The sequence below is a fragment of the Halomonas smyrnensis AAD6 genome (genome assembly GCF_000265245.1).
In the GTDB taxonomy this organism is placed as follows: Bacteria; Pseudomonadota; Gammaproteobacteria; order Pseudomonadales; family Halomonadaceae; genus Halomonas; species Halomonas smyrnensis.
The window spans coordinates 186,282-204,217 of sequence record NZ_AJKS02000006.1; the positions used below are offsets into that span (position 1 = coordinate 186,282).

General features: G+C 69.8%; 14 protein-coding genes. 8 read left to right on the forward strand and 6 right to left on the reverse strand.

Features of this window, described 5'->3' with window-relative positions; translation table 11 throughout:
* Window positions 1–7: 7 nt before the first annotated feature.
* Both UYS_RS0209200 and UYS_RS0209205 read right to left on the reverse strand, forming a co-directional pair.
* A complete protein-coding gene (locus UYS_RS0209200) occupies window positions 8–1,645 on the reverse strand; it encodes an ATP-binding protein (RefSeq protein ID WP_016855219.1) in 1,638 nt (545 codons plus the stop codon).
* The gene (locus UYS_RS0209205) at window positions 1,645–2,358 is read right to left on the reverse strand and encodes a winged helix-turn-helix domain-containing protein (RefSeq protein ID WP_016855220.1); all 714 of its coding nucleotides are present in this window, start codon (window positions 2,356–2,358) and stop codon (window positions 1,645–1,647) included. The genes UYS_RS0209200 and UYS_RS0209205 overlap by 1 nt, the downstream gene beginning before the upstream one ends.
* A gap of 351 nt (window positions 2,359–2,709) precedes the next feature.
* Between UYS_RS0209205 and UYS_RS0209210 the strand changes: the two genes are divergently transcribed.
* The 8 genes from UYS_RS0209210 (at window position 2,710) to UYS_RS0209245 (ending at window position 14,401) form a co-directional block, all read left to right on the forward strand.
* Window positions 2,710–5,619, forward strand: a complete 2,910-nt coding sequence (locus UYS_RS0209210) for a ribonucleoside-diphosphate reductase subunit alpha (protein WP_016855221.1) — start codon at window positions 2,710–2,712, stop codon at window positions 5,617–5,619.
* 191 nt (window positions 5,620–5,810) lie between these two features.
* Entirely contained in the window at window positions 5,811–7,046 is a 1,236-nt protein-coding gene (locus tag UYS_RS0209215; protein ID WP_016855222.1) for a ribonucleotide-diphosphate reductase subunit beta, read from the forward strand.
* A gap of 145 nt (window positions 7,047–7,191) precedes the next feature.
* Window positions 7,192–8,172 carry a phosphogluconate dehydrogenase (NAD(+)-dependent, decarboxylating) gene (gene gnd, locus UYS_RS0209220; RefSeq protein WP_016855223.1) on the forward strand — a complete coding sequence of 327 codons (981 nt, stop codon included), beginning with the start codon at window positions 7,192–7,194 and terminating at the stop codon, window positions 8,170–8,172.
* Between the two features lie 344 nt (window positions 8,173–8,516).
* Window positions 8,517–10,604 carry a TonB-dependent receptor family protein gene (locus tag UYS_RS0209225; RefSeq protein ID WP_016855224.1) on the forward strand — a complete coding sequence of 696 codons (2,088 nt, stop codon included), beginning with the start codon at window positions 8,517–8,519 and terminating at the stop codon, window positions 10,602–10,604.
* A 69-nt stretch (window positions 10,605–10,673) separates the two neighbouring features.
* A complete protein-coding gene (locus tag UYS_RS0209230; RefSeq protein WP_016855225.1) occupies window positions 10,674–11,078 on the forward strand; it encodes an NUDIX hydrolase in 405 nt (134 codons plus the stop codon).
* A 1-nt stretch (window position 11,079) separates the two neighbouring features.
* On the forward strand, window positions 11,080–11,301 hold the full coding sequence (locus UYS_RS0209235) for a DUF3565 domain-containing protein (RefSeq protein ID WP_016855226.1): 222 nt from the start codon (window positions 11,080–11,082) through the stop codon (window positions 11,299–11,301).
* Window positions 11,302–11,369: 68 nt separating this feature from the next.
* Window positions 11,370–13,196: a monovalent cation:proton antiporter-2 (CPA2) family protein gene (locus UYS_RS0209240; protein ID WP_016855227.1), complete on the forward strand. Its 1,827-nt coding sequence runs from the start codon at window positions 11,370–11,372 to the stop codon at window positions 13,194–13,196.
* An 11-nt stretch (window positions 13,197–13,207) separates the two neighbouring features.
* The gene (locus UYS_RS0209245; protein WP_016855228.1) at window positions 13,208–14,401 is read left to right on the forward strand and encodes an amino acid deaminase; all 1,194 of its coding nucleotides are present in this window, start codon (window positions 13,208–13,210) and stop codon (window positions 14,399–14,401) included.
* Window positions 14,402–14,567: 166 nt separating this feature from the next.
* Here the strand turns inward: UYS_RS0209245 and modC are convergent, their stop codons facing one another.
* From modC to UYS_RS0209265, 4 genes are all read right to left on the reverse strand, one after another.
* Entirely contained in the window at window positions 14,568–15,710 is a 1,143-nt protein-coding gene (modC, locus tag UYS_RS0209250) for a molybdenum ABC transporter ATP-binding protein (RefSeq protein ID WP_016855229.1), read from the reverse strand.
* Between the two features lie 228 nt (window positions 15,711–15,938).
* Entirely contained in the window at window positions 15,939–16,634 is a 696-nt protein-coding gene (gene modB / locus UYS_RS0209255) for a molybdate ABC transporter permease subunit (protein ID WP_016855230.1), read from the reverse strand.
* A 3-nt stretch (window positions 16,635–16,637) separates the two neighbouring features.
* Window positions 16,638–17,462, reverse strand: a complete 825-nt coding sequence (gene modA / locus UYS_RS0209260) for a molybdate ABC transporter substrate-binding protein (protein ID WP_016855231.1) — start codon at window positions 17,460–17,462, stop codon at window positions 16,638–16,640.
* Window positions 17,463–17,532: 70 nt separating this feature from the next.
* Complete coding sequence (locus UYS_RS0209265; RefSeq protein WP_016855232.1) at window positions 17,533–17,913, reverse strand: winged helix-turn-helix domain-containing protein; 381 nt, start codon at window positions 17,911–17,913, stop codon at window positions 17,533–17,535.
* Between the last annotated feature and the right edge of the window lie 23 nt (window positions 17,914–17,936).

Consider the following 17,936-nt stretch of genomic DNA (forward strand, 5'->3'; position numbering starts at 1 on the left):
GCGAACCTCAGCCGTCGCGAGCGGCGGCGCGCTGGGGCAGCAGCAGCGTGAAGCGCGCCCCGCCGAGCGTGGGGCTGGCGTCCACCATCACGCTGCCGCCGTGCCAGGCCATGACCTTCTGCACGATCGACAGCCCCAGGCCGTAGCCGCCCGAGTGGCGGGCGCGGCTGTCGTCGAGCCGCGCGAAGGGCTTGAAGATCTCGCTGCGCTTGGCCACCGGCACGCCGGGGCCGTCATCCTCGACGTCGATGCGCACCAGCCGCGGCTCGCCGTGGATGCGGATCGCCACCCGGCTGCGGGCGTGGCGGCAGGCGTTGGCCACCAGGTTCTGCAGCGCCCGCTGCAGATAGCGCGACTCCGCCGCCGCCTCCACCTCGTCCCCCGGCAGCAGGCCGAGGCTCAGATGGCCGTGCAGGGGGTGCAGCGCCTCGATGACGCGCTCGGCCATGGCCCGGCACTCCACCAGCGAGGTCTCCATGGGCACGCCGTTGGCCGTCTCGCTGCCCAGGCGCGCGTAGGTGAGGATCTCGTCGACCAGGTCGTCGAGCTCGGTGATGTCGGCGTCGATGCCCTGCAGGTGGCGCCGCACGCCCGGCTCGTCGGTCATGTCCTCGACCATCTGCACGGCGAAGCGGATACGCGCCACCGGGGTGCGCAGCTCGTGGGACACCGCCCGGATCATGTCCTGCTGGCCGCGCAGCAGCGACTGCACCTGGGCGGCCATGCCGTTCAGCGCCATTCCCAGCCGGCTCAGGAAGTCGTTGCCCTCGACCTTGACCCGGGTGTCCAGGCGCCCGGCGGCGATGCGCGTGGCGGCGAGCTCGAGCCGCGCCATCCGGGCCTCGACGCCGCGCACGATCAGATAGATGATCACCGCCAGCAGGCCCAGCAGCATCAGCAACAGCAGCAGCAGCAGCGAGGCCGGCAGCGGCTCGAAGGCATTGAGCGGGCCGACCTCGACCCACTGGGTGGCGCCCTGTTCGCCCGGCAGCTGGAGATAGAGCGACATCGCCCAGCGCTGGGGCAGCAGGCGCACCACCACCTCGGCATCGTTCAGCGTGACCAGCCGCGCCGGCGCCAGCCCCTCGGGCGGGGTGTCGGTGAGGCTCAGCTGGATCACGCCGCTGCGCAGCCGGTCGAGCCGCGTCGAGCGCCGCTCCGGCGGCACCGCCAGCAGCCACTGGCCAAGCTGACGGGCCAGGCCCATCAGCTGATGCTCGCCCAGCGAGGCCAGCTCCATCCGCAACAGCAGCGGCTCGTCGTCCAGCCGGCGGTGCAGCAGCCAGCCCATGTCCTCGGTCTGGCGCACCAGGGTCTGGCCGCTCTCGAGCCGCGCCCGCTCGAAGTAGCCGTGCGGCCCCTGGGTGATGTCATGCAGGGACAGCTCGATGCCGAGCCGCGCGCTCTGCTCGCGCAGCCAGGCATCACGCCGCTCGGGAGCGAGCGCCTCGAGCTGGGCACTGAACAGCGTCATCGGCGCCTCGGCGAGCTGCTCCTGGTAGTGCTGGCGGCGCACCTTGTCGACCACGGTGATGGCCAGCAGCGCCAGGGCGAAGCTCATCACCAGCGCCAGCGCCAGCAGCACGTAGACGCGCAGGAAGGTGCTGTCGGAGAGGGCACGGGGCAGCAGGCGGAAGGACGCCATCAGCCGTCCTTGACGAACAGGTAGCCCTTGCTGCGCACGGTCTTGATCCGCTGCGGCTGGTTGGGATCGTCACCGATCTTGGGGCGAATCCGCGAGACGCGCACGTCGATGGAGCGATCCTGACCGTCGTACCTGATGCCGCGCAGCTGGGAGAAGATCTCCTCGCGGGTCAGCACCCGGCCGGCGTTGCTGGCCAGCAGCCACAGCAGGTCGAACTCGGCGCTGGTCAGGTCGACGCGCTCGCCGGCGAGGAAGGCCTCGCGGGTCGAGTTGTCGATCTCCAGCGGGCCGAAGGCCAGGCGGGGCTCCTCGCCGACCACGCCGCTCTCGCGGCGCCGCAGCAGCGCCCGCATGCGCGCCAAGAGCACCCGCGGCTGCACCGGCTTGGCCACGTAGTCGTCGGCGCCCATCTCCAGGCCCAGCACCTGATCCATGTCATCGGTGCGGGCGGTGAGCATCAGGATCGGCCCGGGATACTCGGAGCGCACCCGGCGGCAGATCGAGAGGCCGTCCTCGCCGGGCAGCATCAGGTCGAGGACCACCAGGTCGGGCAGCAGGGCGAGGATCCGATCGACGCCGTTGGCCCCGTCGGGCTCGAGGGTCACGCGGAAGCCGTTGGCCTCCAGGTAATCGCGGGTCAACTCGGCCAGGCGCTCATCATCCTCGATGATCAGTACGTGATCCTGCTCGGAAGGGTCCAGGCTGTCGTCCATTTGTGCGTCATCTTCCTCAATGGGCGTGCGGGAAACGAGGGCGTCGGCGCCCGGCCGACCACCAATGGCTAAAGAATACCCGACAACGCTTCCCTTCGCTCGTCGATACTCGGCGTGAATCGGCGCCAGCCGCTCAACCATGCGGTCTGCCGCCGGGCCCCGCAATCACCCCCTGAAATACCACAGTTCATCCACAAAGTTATCCACTTGATGATCGCGATAAAGCACACTATCTTGTGCCCGCTTGGGGCTGGCACACCATATACTGTGCTCTTAGCAACCACTCCAGATTCTGTCAACCGTCGTACCACGGCGGCCTTCTTCAACCGACAAGGTAGGGACCCCGGCGCCATGGATACCACCGCTGCCCAGGACCACTCGTCCGTCTCCGTCACCGCACCGCAGACCCTGCGTGTCATCAAGCGCACCGGCGATGTCGTGCCCTTCGATGCCGGCAAGATCGCCGTGGCCCTGAGCAAGGCCTTCATCGCCGTGGAGGGCGACAACGCCGCCACCTCCTCGCGGGTCCGCGACCTCGTCCAGCAGGCCTCCGAGAGCATCGCCCAGGCCTTCCAGCGCCGCATGCCCGACGGTGGCACCGTGCACATCGAGGACATCCAGGACCAGGTCGAGCTGGCCCTGATGCGCGCCGGTGAGCAGAAGGTCGCCCGCGCCTACGTGCTGTACCGCGAGGAGCACGCCCGTGCCCGCGCCGAGGCCGGCGCCGACATCGAGAAGCCGCACCCGACGCTCAACGTCACCGCGCCGGACGGCAGCACCCGCCCGCTGGACCTGGGCCGAGTCGAGACGCTGGTCTTCGACGCCTGCGAGAACCTCACCAACGTCGATCCGCAGAAGATCGTCGAGGACTCGCTGAAGAACCTCTACGACGGCGTCAGCGCCGACGGCGTCTCCCAGGCGCTGATGATGACCGCGCGGACCCTGGTCGAGAAGGATCCCAACTACACCTACGTCACCGCCCGCCTGCTGCAGGACAACCTGCGCCGCGAGGCGCTGTCGTTCCTGGGCATCGCCGACGAGGCGACCTACCAGGAGATGGCCGACTTCTACAAGCCGGCCTTCCAGGCCTACATCGAGAAGGGCATCGAGTTCGAACAGCTCGACCCGCAGCTCGCCGAGTTCGACCTCGAGCGTCTGGGCGATGCCCTGGACCACACCCGCGACGCCCAGTTCACCTACCTCGGCCTGCAGACCCTCTACGACCGCTACTTCATCCACCGTGACGAGGTCCGCTACGAGCTGCCCCAGGTGATGTTCATGCGCGTCGCCATGGGCCTGTCGCTCAACGAGGACGACCGCGAGGCACGGGCCATCGAGTTCTACGAGCTGCTCTCCAGCTTCGACTACATGGCCTCCACGCCGACGCTGTTCAACGCGGGCACCGTGCGCAGCCAGCTCTCCAGCTGCTACCTGACCACCGTGCCGGACGACCTGGACAGCATCTACAGCGCCATCCGCGACAACGCCCTGCTCTCCAAGTGGGCCGGCGGCCTCGGCAACGACTGGACCCCGGTGCGTGCGCTGGGCTCCTACATCAAGGGCACCAATGGCAAGTCCCAGGGCGTGGTGCCGTTCCTCAAGGTGGTCAACGACACCGCCGTGGCCGTGAACCAGGGCGGCAAGCGCAAGGGCGCCGTCTGCGCCTACCTCGAGAGCTGGCACCTCGACATCGAGGAGTTCCTCGAGCTGCGCAAGAACACCGGTGACGACCGTCGTCGTACCCACGACATGAACACCGCCAACTGGGTGCCGGACCTGTTCATGAAGCGCGTCTTCGACGACGAGGAGTGGACCCTGTTCTCGCCGGCCACCTGCCCGGACCTCCACGACCTGTACGGCGCCGCCTTCGAGAAGCGCTACAGCGAATACGAGGAGATGACCCGCAACGGCCAGCTCAAGCTGTTCAAGCGCGTCAAGGCCAAGGATCTGTGGCGCAAGATGCTCTCGATGCTGTTCGAGACCGGCCACCCGTGGATCACCTTCAAGGATCCGTGCAACCTGCGCAGCCCGCAGCAGCACGCCGGCGTGGTCCACAGCTCCAACCTGTGCACCGAGATCACCCTGAACACCTCGGTCGACGAGATCGCGGTGTGCAACCTGGGCTCCATCAACCTGGCCCAGCACGTGGTCGACGGCGAGTTCGACGGCGACAAGCTGAAGCAGACCGTCAAGACCGCGGTGCGGATGCTCGATAACGTCATCGACATCAACTACTACGCGGTGCCGCAGGCGAAGAACTCGAACTTCAAGCACCGTCCGGTGGGCCTCGGCATCATGGGCTTCCAGGATGCCCTCTACGCCCAGGACATCGCCTACGCCTCCGAGGACGCCGTGACCTTCGCCGACCGCTCCATGGAGCTGGTCAGCTATCACGCCATCGAGGCTTCCAGCGACCTGGCCGCCGAGCGCGGGCACTACCAGAGCTACGAGGGCTCGCTGTGGAGCCAGGGCGTGCTGCCGATCGATTCCATCGAGAAGCTGAAGGAAGAGCGCGGCGCCAAGTACATCGAGGTCGACACCTCCACGACCCAGGACTGGGACCGCATCCGCGACAAGGTCGCCGCCCAGGGCATGCGCAACTCCAACGTCATGGCCATCGCCCCGACCGCGACCATCTCGAACATCTGCGGCGTCTCGCAGTCGATCGAGCCGACCTATCAGAACCTGTTCGTGAAATCGAACCTGTCCGGCGAGTTCACCGTGGTCAACTCCTACATGGTCAACGACCTCAAGGAGCGCGGCCTGTGGGACGAGGTCATGATCAACGACCTCAAGTACTACGACGGCTCCGTGCAGCCCATCGACCGCGTGCCAGACGACCTGAAGGCCAAGTACGCCAGCGCCTTCGAGGTCGAGCCCAAGTGGCTGGTCGAGGCCGCCTCTCGTCGTCAGAAGTGGCTCGACCAGGCCCAGTCGCTGAACCTCTACATCAAGGGCGTCTCCGGCAAGAAGCTGGACGTGACCTACCGCATGGCGTGGTTCCGCGGCCTCAAGACCACCTACTACCTGCGCGCCCTGGGCGCCACCTCGGTGGAGAAGTCCACCGTGGACCGCGGCAACCTCAACGCGGTGAGCAACGCCTCGCCCGGTGCGGCACCGGCCCCGACGCCGTCCGCCGCCCCGGAAGCCAAGCAGGAGCCGAAGGGCATCGACGACTTCCTGCAGGGCAAGAACGGCGGCGGCTCCCGCGCGCCCTCGGCCGGCGAGATCGACGAGCTCGGCTGCGAGGCCTGCCAGTAACGGAGAGCGTGCGTATGAACATGAAGTGCAGAGTTAAAGCCGGACGTGACGGGTTTAGTTTCAGCATGTCAGTCACAAACGTACCTACTCCGATAATTATCGCCGCGTTGCAAACGCTTACGTTGATAATTTCCTAATTTCACGGGGGCTCTTCAGAGCCCCCTTAAGTCATTTATATAAGGAGGCCCCTAGTGCTGAACTGGGACGAGTTCCACGAAGACGACGCCGCTACCGCCGAAGCGCCCCAGCCGGCACCGGCACCGCAGCCCGCGCCCAAGGCCGAGGCCGAGGAAGTCCGCGACAGCGCCGGCAGCTACGAGGTCGCCGAGCAGGACCGCCTGGCCCGCGCCAAGCAGTCGCTCGAGGAGCTGGACGTGGCCCCCGGCCTCGAGGAACTCGAGATGGGCGCCAAGCGCATCGACGTCGAGCAGAAGCGGATGATCAACGCCCGCGCCGACCTCAACCAGCTGGTGCCCTTCAAGTACGAGTGGGCGTGGCAGAAGTACCTGGACGGCAGCGCCAACCACTGGATGCCCCAGGAAGTGAACATGAACGCCGACATCGCGCTGTGGAAGAGCGCGGACGGCCTCACCGAGGACGAGCGCCGCATCGTCGAGCGCAGCCTGGGCTACTTCTCCACCGCCGACTCGCTGGTCGCCAACAACCTGGTGCTGGCCGTCTATCGCCTGATCACCAACCCCGAGTGCCGCCAGTACCTGCTGCGTCAGGCCTTCGAGGAGGCGATCCACACCCACGCCTACCAGTATTGCGTGGAGTCGCTGGGCATGGACGAGGGCGAGGTCTTCAACATGTACCGCGAGGTGCCCTCCGTCTCGGCCAAGTCCGCCTGGAGCCTCAAGCACACCCAGTCGCTGTCGCGCCCCGACTTCAACACCGGCACCCCGGAGACCGACCAGGAGCTGCTGCGCAACCTGATCGCCTTCTACTGCGTGACCGAGGGCATCTTCTTCTACTGCGGCTTCAGCCAGATCCTGTCCATGGGTCGTCGCAACAAGATGACCGGCGTCGCCGAGCAGTTCCAGTACATCCTGCGCGACGAGTCGATGCACCTGAACTTCGGCGTCGACATGATCAACCAGATCAAGATCGAGAACCCGCACCTGTGGACGCCCGAGTTCCAGGACGAGGTCACCCAGATGATCCTCGAGGGCACCGAGCTGGAGATCGCCTACGCCCGCGACACCATGCCCCGCGGCGTGCTGGGCATGAACGCGGCGATCATGGAGGAGTACCTGCACTTCATCTGCAACCGTCGCCTGGCGCAGATCGGCCTCAAGGAGCAGTTCCCGGGCGCCGAGAACCCCTTCCCGTGGATGAGCGAGATCATCGACCTGCGCAAGGAGAAGAACTTCTTCGAGACTCGCGTCACCGAATATCAGGTGGGCGGCGCCCTGAGCTGGGACTGATCCCCCACTCCCTCATCGAGACGCGAGCGTCACGCTCGGCGGGCCATGTCAGGCGACATGGCCCGCTTTGCGTCGCGACGCCGCAATGGGTAGGCTTTGCCGCCGTCCCGCTCCCCCATCCCGTATCATCGTCAGAGGAATCCCCATGCAACTCGGTATCATCGGACTCGGCCGAATGGGCGGCAACATCGCGCGCCGCCTGGTGCGCGACGGCCACGAAGTCGTCGCCTACGACCAGGACGCCGCCACCGCCACGGCCCTCGTCGACGACGGCATCGGCCACGCCGAGAGCCTCGCCGCACTGGTCGCGAGCCTCGACGCGCCGCGCGCCATCTGGGTGATGCTGCCCGCCGGCGATCCGACCGAGGCCACCATCGACGCCCTGTCCGAGCTGATGGCGCCGGGCGACACCATCATCGACGGCGGCAACACCTTCTACAAGGACGACATCCGCCGCGCCAAGGCGCTCGAGCCGAAGGGGCTGCACTACGTTGACGTCGGCACCTCCGGCGGCGTCTGGGGCCTGGAACGCGGCTACTGCATGATGGTCGGCGCCGAGGACGCGACCTTCGACCGCCTGGAGCCGCTGTTCGACAGCCTGGCACCCGGCTACGGCGACCTGGAACGCACCCGCGGCCGCAACGCCCCGGACGAACGCGCCGAGCGCGGCTACATCCACGCCGGCCCGGTCGGCGCCGGTCACTACGTCAAGATGGTCCACAACGGCATCGAGTACGGCCTGATGCAGGCCTACGCCGAGGGCTTCGAACTGATGCAGAGCAAGGCCTCGCCGGAGCTGCCGGAAGACCAGCGCTTCGACCTGAACCTGGCCGACGTGGCCGAGGTCTGGCGCCGCGGCAGCGTGGTCTCCTCCTGGCTGCTCGACCTCACCGCCCAGGCGCTGGCCGGCGACCCGCGCCTCGACCACTACAGCGGGGCCGTCTCCGACAGCGGCGAAGGCCGCTGGACCGTCGACGCCGCCGTCGAACAGGGGGTCTCCACCCCGGTGCTGGCCAACGCGCTGTTCTCGCGCTTCGCCTCGCGCAAGGAGAATACCTACGCCAACCGCCTGCTCTCGGCCATGCGCTTCGGCTTCGGCGGCCACGTCGAGCCGCCCAAGCAGTAAGCCGGAAGGCTCATGGGCGCCGGCGCCGCGCCAGGATCAGCGCCAGCCCCACCAGCATGCCCGCCAGGTGCGCGAAGTGCGCGACGCCCTGGCGGGTCCCGGCGACGCCCGACCCAGCACGCACAGGACGCAGTAGCAGGCGAAGCGCTGGCTGCCCCAGTCGCGCTCCGCGCCCTCCCGGCTGCCGTCTTCTCGGGGTCGCCGCCGGGCGGGCATGTCGTCGTTGCCAGGCCGTGGCCTGGCCGACGCCGAAGGTCCGGCCACGGCGCCCTTCGATTTGCCTGACACTCGTTAGAATGAGAACATTCGCGCCCTCATTTTCCGCCCCGGAGACTCGACGCCCCATGCCCCGACGGTCACTCGCCCCCACCCTGATGACGCCCCTGTTGCTGCTGCCCGCCGCCGGGCAGGCCGCCGAGCTCGCCCTCGAGCCGCTGACGGTCAGCGCATCGCGTCTCGAGCGTGAGCTCTATGCCACGCCCGCCGCCGTGTCGGTGGTGGACGACGAACAGATCGCCCGGGGCCAGTCCCGCGAGCGCCTCAACGAGTCGCTGGCCACCGTGCCGGGGCTGTATCTCCAGAACCGTCACAACTTCGTCCAGGGCGAACGGGTGTCGATCCGCGGCTTCGGCGCCCGCACTCCCTGGGGCGTGCGCGGCATCACGGTGCGCGTCGACGGCATTCCCTACACCCTGCCCGACGGCCAGGCCCAGCTCGATGCCATCGATCTGGACAGCGCCCGGCGCATCGAGGTCATCCGCGGCCCGGCGGCGGTGCAGTACGGCAACGCCGCCGGCGGCGTGATCGACGTCACCACCGCCGACGGCGAGAGCGATCCGGGCACCAAGCTGCGCGTCGAGGGCGGCAGCGACGGCTATCGCAAGCTGGCCCTCAGCAACGGCGGCGTCGAGGGCCCCTGGTCGCATCACGTCAGCGTCTCGGCGCTGGGCATGGACGGCTATCGCGATCACAGCGAGGTCGAGAAGTACCAGCTCAACGCCAAGCTGCGCCGCGAGCTAGACGCCGACCGCTCGATCACCGCCATCGTCAACCTGCTCGACAACCCGCGCTCCGAGGATCCGGGAGCGCTGGATGAAGAGGGCGTCGGCGAAGATCGGGAAGGCACGCTGGATTCTCTGGGCTATTACTCCTACTCGCCGACGCGTATCGATGCGGGGCAGTCGGTCGACCAGCAGCTGCTCGGCCTCGAGTACGAGGACCTGGCCGCCGGCCCCGGCGAGCTGACCCTGCGCGGTTTCTACCTGCAGCGCGACTTCGAGCAGCAGCTGGCCTATGCCGGCCCCCGCAGCACCGTCGGCGTGGGGAACTTCGTCGCCTACGAACGCGATTACTATGGCGGCAGCGCCGAGTATCGCCAGTCGCTGACCCTGGGCGGCCTGCCGCTGAGCTACGTGGCCGGCGTCGACGTGGCGCGCCAGGAAGACGAGCGCTACCGCGATGACGTCGCCATCGACGGCGAACATCTCAGGCGCTCCGCCGACGAGACCCAGACCGCCACCTCGATCGGCGCCTTCGCCCAAGGCGACCTGGCCCTGACCGACCGCTGGACGCTGTCGCTCGGCACCCGCTTCGACCACACCAGGTTCGACATCGACGACCACTACCTCGCCGATGGCGACAACGGCGGCGATCGCAGCTTCGACCAGTGGAGCGGCAGCGCCGGGCTGAGCTATCGCTACCGGCCGAACCACCAGGCCTATCTCTCGACCGGCACCGCCTACGAGACGCCGACCTTCGCCGAGTTCGCCAACCCGACCGGCGTCGGCGGCTTCAATCCGGACCTCGAGCCGCAGAAGGCCTGGAACCGCGAGATCGGCCTGCGCGGCAGCTTCGTCGATGCCGGCCTCGACTACGACGTAGCGCTGTTCTCGACCCGGGTGCGCGACTCGCTGATCTCCTACCAGCTCGAGGGACGTGACCGCGACTTCTATCGCAACGCCGGCCGCAGCCGTCAGGACGGCCTGGAAGTGGCCCTGGGCTGGCAGTTCGCCGAGGACTGGCGCCTCGACAGCGCCCTGACCCTGGCGCGCTACGAGTTCCAGGACTACGAGGATGAAGACGGCAACTACGACAACCACCGCATCCCGGGCCTGCCCGAGCGCACCTGGGTCAACCAGCTGACCTGGCAGGGCCTCGGCGAGCGCTTCGCCACCCTGGAGACCCGCTACGTGGGCTCGATGTTCACCGACGACGCCAACCGCGTGAAGGTCGACGACGTCTGGCTGGCCAACCTGCGCGCCGGTGACGGCTGGCGCCTCGACGACGACACGATGCTCAAGGCCTACGTGGGCGTGCAGAACCTGTTCGACCGCGAGCACTACGACAACATCGCCATCAATGCCAACAATGGCCGCTACTTCTATACGGCGCCGGACCGCAGCGTGTACGCCGGCGTGGAGCTGGCGTTCTAGGCCGCGTCTTCCCGCCTCTCTCGGGGCCGCCTCAGGGGCGGCCCCGCGTCGTTGCCAGGAGCCTGCCCGATGAATGACACCCCCATCCTGCATATCGCCGCCGCCCTGATCGAGGACGCCGAGGGCCGCCTGCTGCTGGTGCGCAAGCGCGGCACCGAGGCCTTCATGCAGGCCGGCGGCAAGATCGAGCCCGACGAGTCTCCCGCCGAGGCCCTGGCCCGGGAGCTCGAGGAGGAGCTCGGCCAGCCGCCGACACGCCTCGCGCCGCTGGGCGAGTTCCACGCGCCCGCCGCCAACGAGCCCGGCCACGGGCTGCGCGCCCATCTGTTCCGCGCCGAGATCACAGGCCCGCTGCAGGCCGCCGCCGAGATCGCCGAGCTGCGCTGGGTAACGCCGGCCGAGGCCCAGGCGCTGCCGCTGGCGCCGCTGACCCGCGACGAGGTGCTGCCCCGCGCCGGCCTGACCGAGGCCTGAGATGGAACAGCCGATCGTCGGCTATCACCGCGACGACGAGGGCCACTGGGTCGCCGAGCTGGCCTGCGGCCACCATCGGCACGTGCGCCACCAGCCGCCCTGGGCCGAGCGCCCCTGGGTGACCACCGAGGCCGGCCGCCGCTCGCGGCTGGGCCTGGCGCTGCCCTGCGTCAAGTGCGACCGCGGCGAGCCGCGCGACGCACCGTCTCTCCTAACCCCCTAGCCAACGGGGCGCATGCGATAGGATAGAGAGACCGCCCTCCCACCATTCCGCCATCGAAGGAGCCCGACGTGGCCATCGCCCTGCTCTACAACGCCCTGATCTTCCTCGCCGCCGCGGTGCTGATCGTGCCGCTCGTCAAGCGGCTGGGCCTCGGCGAAGTGCTCGGCTATCTGGTCGCCGGCGTGGTGATCGGCCCCTCGGCGCTGGGCCTGGTGCCGGACGCCGACGCGGTGCTGCAGTTCTCCCAGGTCGGCATCGTGTTCCTGCTGTTCGTGATCGGCCTGGAACTCAAGCCGGCCCGCCTCAAGCTGATGCGCAAGGCGGTGTTCCACTTCGGCAGCCTGCAGGTGGCCGTGACCACGGCGCTGCTCACCGGCCTGGCCCTGCTGGCGGGCCTCTCGCCCGCCGCGGCGCTGGTGGCCGGCTTCAGCCTCGGGCTGTGCTCCACGCCGCTGGTGCTGCAGCTGCTGGGCGAGCGCGGCGAGCTGGGCAGCCGCCACGGCCGCTACGCCTTCGCCCTGCTGCTGTTCCAGGACATCGCCGCCATTCCGGTGCTGGCGGCCATTCCGCTGCTGGCCGGCGGCGCCTCCCTGGGCGGCGGCTGGACCCACCTGCTGGCCGAGGCGCTGATCGCCGTCGGCGCCTTCGTCGGGCTGATCGTCGGCGGCCGCTACCTGCTGCGCCCGCTGTTCCGCTTCGCCGCCGGCACCCGCAGCCGCGAGGTGTTCGCCGGCACGGCGCTGCTGGTGGTGATCGGCGCCGCCCTGCTGATGGAGCTGGCCGGGCTGTCCATGGCCCTCGGCGCCTTCATCGCCGGGGTACTGCTGGCCGACTCCGAGTATCGCCACAGCATCGAGGCCGACATCGAGCCCTTCCGCGGCCTGCTGCTGGGGCTGTTCTTCATGGCGGTGGGCATGACCGCCCAGATCGGTCTGCTGGCCGAGCGGCCCGGCCTGGCGCTGGGCCTCGCCGCCGGCCTGCTGGCCGCCAAGTGGCTCTCCATGACGCTCGCCGCGAGGCTCTACCGCAGCGACTGGAAGACGGCGCTGAACCTCGGCGCGCTGCTCTCCCAGGGCGGCGAGTTCGGCTTCGTGCTGCTCACCGCGGCGGGCGCCGCCGGCCTGCTCGACGCCTCGCTGGTCGGCCTGCTGGTGCTGGTGGTGTCGCTGTCCATGGCCGCCACGCCGGTGCTGTTCCTGCTCCATGCGCGGCTGATCCGCCCGCTGCTGAAGGCCGACAAGCCGCGCCGCGACTACGACCGGCCGCCACCCACCGGGCCGCAGATCATCATCGCCGGCTTCGGGCGCTTCGGGCAGATCATGGGGCGCATCCTGCAGGGGCTGAAGATCCCCTACACGGTGCTCGACAGCAACGCCGAGCGCGTCGACGTGGTGCGCCGCTACGGCACCGAGATCTACTTCGGCGACGCCTCGCGCATCGACCTGCTGGAGGCCGCCGGCGCCGACAAGGCCCGGGTGATGGTGGTGGCGATCGGCGACATCGAGACCTCGATGCGCATCGTCCAGCGGGTCAAGCGGCGCTTCCCGCACCTGCGCGTCTACGCCCGGGCGCGGGACCGCTACCACGCCCAGCTGCTGATGCGCGCCGAGGTCACCTACATCATCCGCGAGCTGCTGCCGGCGAGCCTGGAGCTGACCCGCGAGGTGCTGGTCGGCGTCGGCATCTCCCGCGAGCAGGCCCAGCACACCGTGGAGACCTTCCGCCCCCACGACGAGCGGGCCCTGGAGCGCCAGCTCGAATCGTTCGGCAACAAGCGCGAGCAGATCCAGACCATCCAGCAGGCCGCCCGCGAGCTCGAGGAGCTGTTCGAGGCCGACGAGGACATCGCCACCACCGCGCCCGAGCGCCCGCCGGAGCGGCGCGGCACCACGTGACAGGAGACCCCATGAGCCATCACAAGGGCACCCGGGAGACTGGCCGCGACCTGCTGGCCGACGTCAGCCTGCCCGCCGCGGTGATCCATGAGGCGCCGCTGGCCCATAACCTGGCCTGGATGCAGGCCTTCGCCGAGCGCCACGGCGCGCGGCTGGCGCCCCACGGCAAGACCACCATGACCCCGGCGCTGTTTCGCCGCCAGCTCGAGGCCGGCGCCTGGGGCATCACGCTGGCCACCCTGCCCCAGTGCCGGGCCGCCTTCGCCGAAGGCGCCACCCGCCTGCTGCTGGCCAACCAGCTCATCGGCCGCGCCAACATGGCGATCGCCGTCGACCTGGTGCGCGCCGGGGCCGAGCTCTACGTGACCGTGGACGGCCACGACAACGTGGCGGAGCTGGGCGAGGCCTTCGCCAGCGCCGGCCTGACGCTGCCGGTGCTGATCGAGGCGGGCGTGGCCGGCGGACGCTGCGGCTGCCGAGACGACGCGCAGATCGCGGCGCTGGCCCGGGACATCGCCGCCCGGCCGGGGCTGACGCTGGCCGGCCTGGAGGGCTACGAGGGCGTGGTCCACGGCGACGATCCGGCGGCGAGGATTCGTGCCTACGCCGAGCGGCTGGTGGAGAACCTTCACCGGCTGTCGGACGAGGGACTGTTCGGCGTCGCATCGCCGATCGTCACCGCCTCGGGCTCGGCCTGGTACGACCTGATCGCCGAAACCTTCCGCGACGGCGGCCTCGAGGGCCGCTTCACCCCGGTGCTGCGCCCGGGCTGCTACGTGGTGCACGACCACGGGCTCTACCGCGAGGCCCAGCGCGGCGTGCTGGCGCGCCGCCCGGACCTGCACGAGGGCCTGCGCCCGGCACTCACGGTCTACGCCCAGGTGCAGTCGCTGCCGGAGCCGGGGCTCGCCATCGTGGCGCTCGGCAAGCGCGACATCGGCGGCGACCGCCTGCCCGAGCCGCTGGTGCGCTATCGGGAAGGCGGCCGCGTCGAGGCGCCGCTGTCGGTGGCGGGCTGGGACGTCACCAAGCAGATGGATCAGCACACCTTCGTCGCCCTGTCAGAAGATGCCGGCGACGTGCGCGTGGGCGACGTGGTCGCCTTCGGCGCCTCCCACCCCTGCCTGACCTTCGACAAGTGGCGGCTGATCCACCTCGTCGACGACGGCCTGACCGTCGTCGACACCTGGGAGACGTACTTCTAGAGTCTTATCCAGGCTTTGTGCGAAAAGTCGACGAGCGAAGGCCAGACAAGGCAAAACTCGGTGAAAAGGCGGAGTTTACAAGCTGTAAATGAGTACTTTGACCGAGCTCGCGCACGAGCCGATTTTTAACGCCGTATGGGCGAGCGCAGGCACTTTTCGTAAAAGCCTAGGGCCGCCGGGTATCAAAGGCCACGCTGCGCACCAGGGCGATGACCGACATGCCCGGCTCGAGTCCCATCTCGTCGAGGGACTTGCGGGTCAGCCGCGCGCGCAGCCTCTGCTCGTCGGCCCCCTTCTCACCGAGCCGCAGGCGCAGCTCCACGGCGGCCTGCCCGGGCCGCGACGGCCCGATCTCCTCGACCGTCGCGCGCAGCCGGTTGCGGTAGCTGATGGCGCCAGGTTCGTCCAGGGCCAGCGCCACCTCGCGCACCGGGATGCGCAGCCGCAGCCGCGTGCCGGGCGCGGCGTCCACCGCGGGCAGCGTCAGCCGCTGGCCGTCGGCCAGGCGCAGCCGGCTGAGCGCATAGTGCGGGTCGTGTTCCTCCACCGTCGCCGTGACCAGGGTCGCGGCATCGAAGCCGCCCAGCCGCTCGGTGAGCTCGAAGCGCTGCAGCAACGCGTTCAGCGGGCCGTCGGCGACCACCCGGCCCTGCTCGAGCAGCACCAGGTGGTCGGCGATGGCGGTCAGCTCGTCGGGATCGTGGCTGACGTAGACGATGGGAATGTCGATGTCGCCGGCCAGCCGCGCGATGTAGTCCAGGAGCTCCTGCTTGCGGGCGCCGTCGAGGCCGGTCAGCGGCTCGTCCATCAGCAGCAGCCGCGGCTCGCTGAGCAGCGCCCGGCCGATCGCCACCCGACGCGCCTCGCCGCCGGACAGCGTGCCCGGGAAGCGCTCCAGCAGCGCGCCGATGCCGAGCAGCTCGACCACGGCATCGAAGCGCTCGCGTCCGGCGCCGCGCATGCCGTAGGCGAGATTGCCGCGCACCCGGTAGTGGGGAAACAGCCTCGGCTCCTGGAACACCACGCCCAGATGGCGCCGATGCGGCGGCACCCGGATGCCGCGCCCGGTGTCCACCAGCGTCTCGTCGCCGAGGCGGATCGCCCCGCGGTGCGGCGCATCGAGCCCGGCGATCATCCTGAGCAGGCTGGTCTTGCCGCTGCCCGAGGGGCCGAACAGCGCGGTCACGCCGCTCGCAGGCAGCGCCAGCGATGCCGACAGCGAGAAGTCGCCGAGGCGCTGCTCGACGTCCAGGGTCAGCGCCGAGCGCGCGCCGGCGGCGCCGTCATGGGCGGCGGTCACATATGACATGGCACTCCCTTGGGACTCATTCCAGGCACTCGAAGAAATCCTGCCGGGGCAAGGCGTCGCGAGGGCGCTATGAACCCATCCCTGGGCGCTACTTTGGCCCTGCAGCGCTCTCGCGTCCTGCTCCGCTTGCAGGACCGGTGCTGGCCATCCATGGCCAGCCCGTTCGGCGAGGGTCGCCTCACCCATGGCCAAAAACCCCTCGCTATGCCTTGCCCCGGCATCCCAGACTTACCCATCGCGCTGGCGAAGCCGGCGCCGGGCCCGCCGGGCCAGCCACTCCGAGGCCACCAGCGAGACCATGGCGATGATCACCGACAGCGCGCACAGCCGCGCCGCCGCGCCTTCCTGACCGGGAGTCTGGATCAGCGTGTAGAGCGCCAGCGGCAGGGTGCGGGTCTCGCCGGGAATGTTGGCGGCGAAGGTGATGGTGGCGCCGAACTCCGACAGCGCCCGGGCGAAGGCCAGCACGGTGCCGGTCAGAAGCCCCGGCAGCGCCAGCGGCAGGGTGATGGTGAACAGCACCCGCAGGCGGCCGGCGCCCAGGGTGCTGGCCGCGGCCTCCAGGTCGACGTCCACCGCCTCCAGCGACAGCCGCACGGCCCGCACCAGCAGCGGGAAGGCCATCACCCCGCCGGCCACCGCCGCGCCCTGCCAGCTGAAGGGCAGGCTCACCGCGAACCACTCGTTCAGCCACCGGCCCAGCCAGCCCTGGCGGCCCAGCGACAGCAGCAGCAGATAGCCGACCACCACCGGCGGCAGCACCAGCGGCAGGTGCAGCACGCCGTCGAGCAGCGCCTTGCCGCGGAACTCGCGGCGCGCCATCAGCCACGCCAGGGCGATGCCCGGCACCAGGATCCAGGCCACCGCGGTGCCCGCCACGCGCAGGCTGATCAGGATGGCCTCGACCTCCACCGGCGACAGCATCGACTAGCCCTCGGCGCCGTCGGCGGCCGGCTCGGTGCCGGCGGCGTCGAAACCGAAGCGGGTGAAGATGGCCCGGGCCTCGGCGCCGCCCAGCCAGGCGCGGAAGGCCTCGGCGGCGTCATCGGCCGGCGGGTCGATCAGCGCCACCGGGTAGCGGATCGCCGGATGGCTGTCGCGCGGGAACTGGCCCAGCTCGTGCACCCGGTCGCTGGCCAGGGCATCGGTGCGATAGACGATGCCCAGCGGCGCCTCGCCGCGCTCGACCAGCGCCAGGGCGGCGCGCACGTTGTCTGCCCGGGCCAGGCGCGGGGCCAGCGCGTCCCACTCGCCGAGGGACTCGAGCGCCTGCCTGGCGTAGATGCCGGCCGGCACGTGGTCGGGATCGCCCACCGACAGGCGTTCGCCGTCGGCCAGCAGCGCGCCGAGCGGCGTGCCCTCGCCGGGGGTGAAGGACGCCGGCTCGTCGGCGGCGGCGATCAGCGACAGGCGATTCTGCAGCAGGTCGGCCCGCTCGGCGAGTTCGATGCCCTGCTCGCCCAGCCAGTCCATCCACTGCTCGTTGGCGGAGAAATAGAGGTCGGCCGGCGCGCCCCGGGCGACCTGGCGGGCCGCGGTGGACGAGGAGGCATAGACCGGCACCACGTCGACGTCGTGGCTCGCTTCGAAGCGCGCGATGGCGCTGTCCAGGGCATCGGTGAGCGAGGCGGCGGCGAAGATGTGCACCTTGGCGGCGGGCTCGGCCCGGGCCGGCACGACGGCGGCGCCCAGCGCCAGGACGAGGCCGGCGCCGAGGACGCGCAGCGGATGACGAGCGGTGCACGACGGCATGAAGACTCCCGTTATGTCTTGCTGGAAACAACGGAACGTTAGCGCTCGATGAACGCCCGGGCAAGCGCGATCAGCTCGACGCCTCCGGCGCCGCCACGGTCATCAGCGCGAGCAGCGCCCGGGCATCGTCGCAGGCCTCGGGGTCGAGGCGGCGCTCGATCGCCCGGTAGCGCGCCAGCAGCTCCTCGCCCAGCGGCGTGAGCTCGGCCCCGCCGCGGGTGCTGCCGCCGGTGCTGGTGGCGATTACCTCGCTCGGGAAGTGGCGATTCATGGTATCGATCAGCTGCCAGGCCTTCTTGTAGCTCATGTTCAGCGCGCGGCTGGCCGCGGTAATCGAGCCCTCCCGGGCGATCGCCGCCAGCAGGTCGATCTTGCCGGGCCCCAGCACCACGTCGCGGTCGGCGACCAGCCGCAGCTGGAAGGTGGGGCGTTCATGGCGGGTTCGGGTCATCGGCGTGTCCTCGTCGGCAAGAG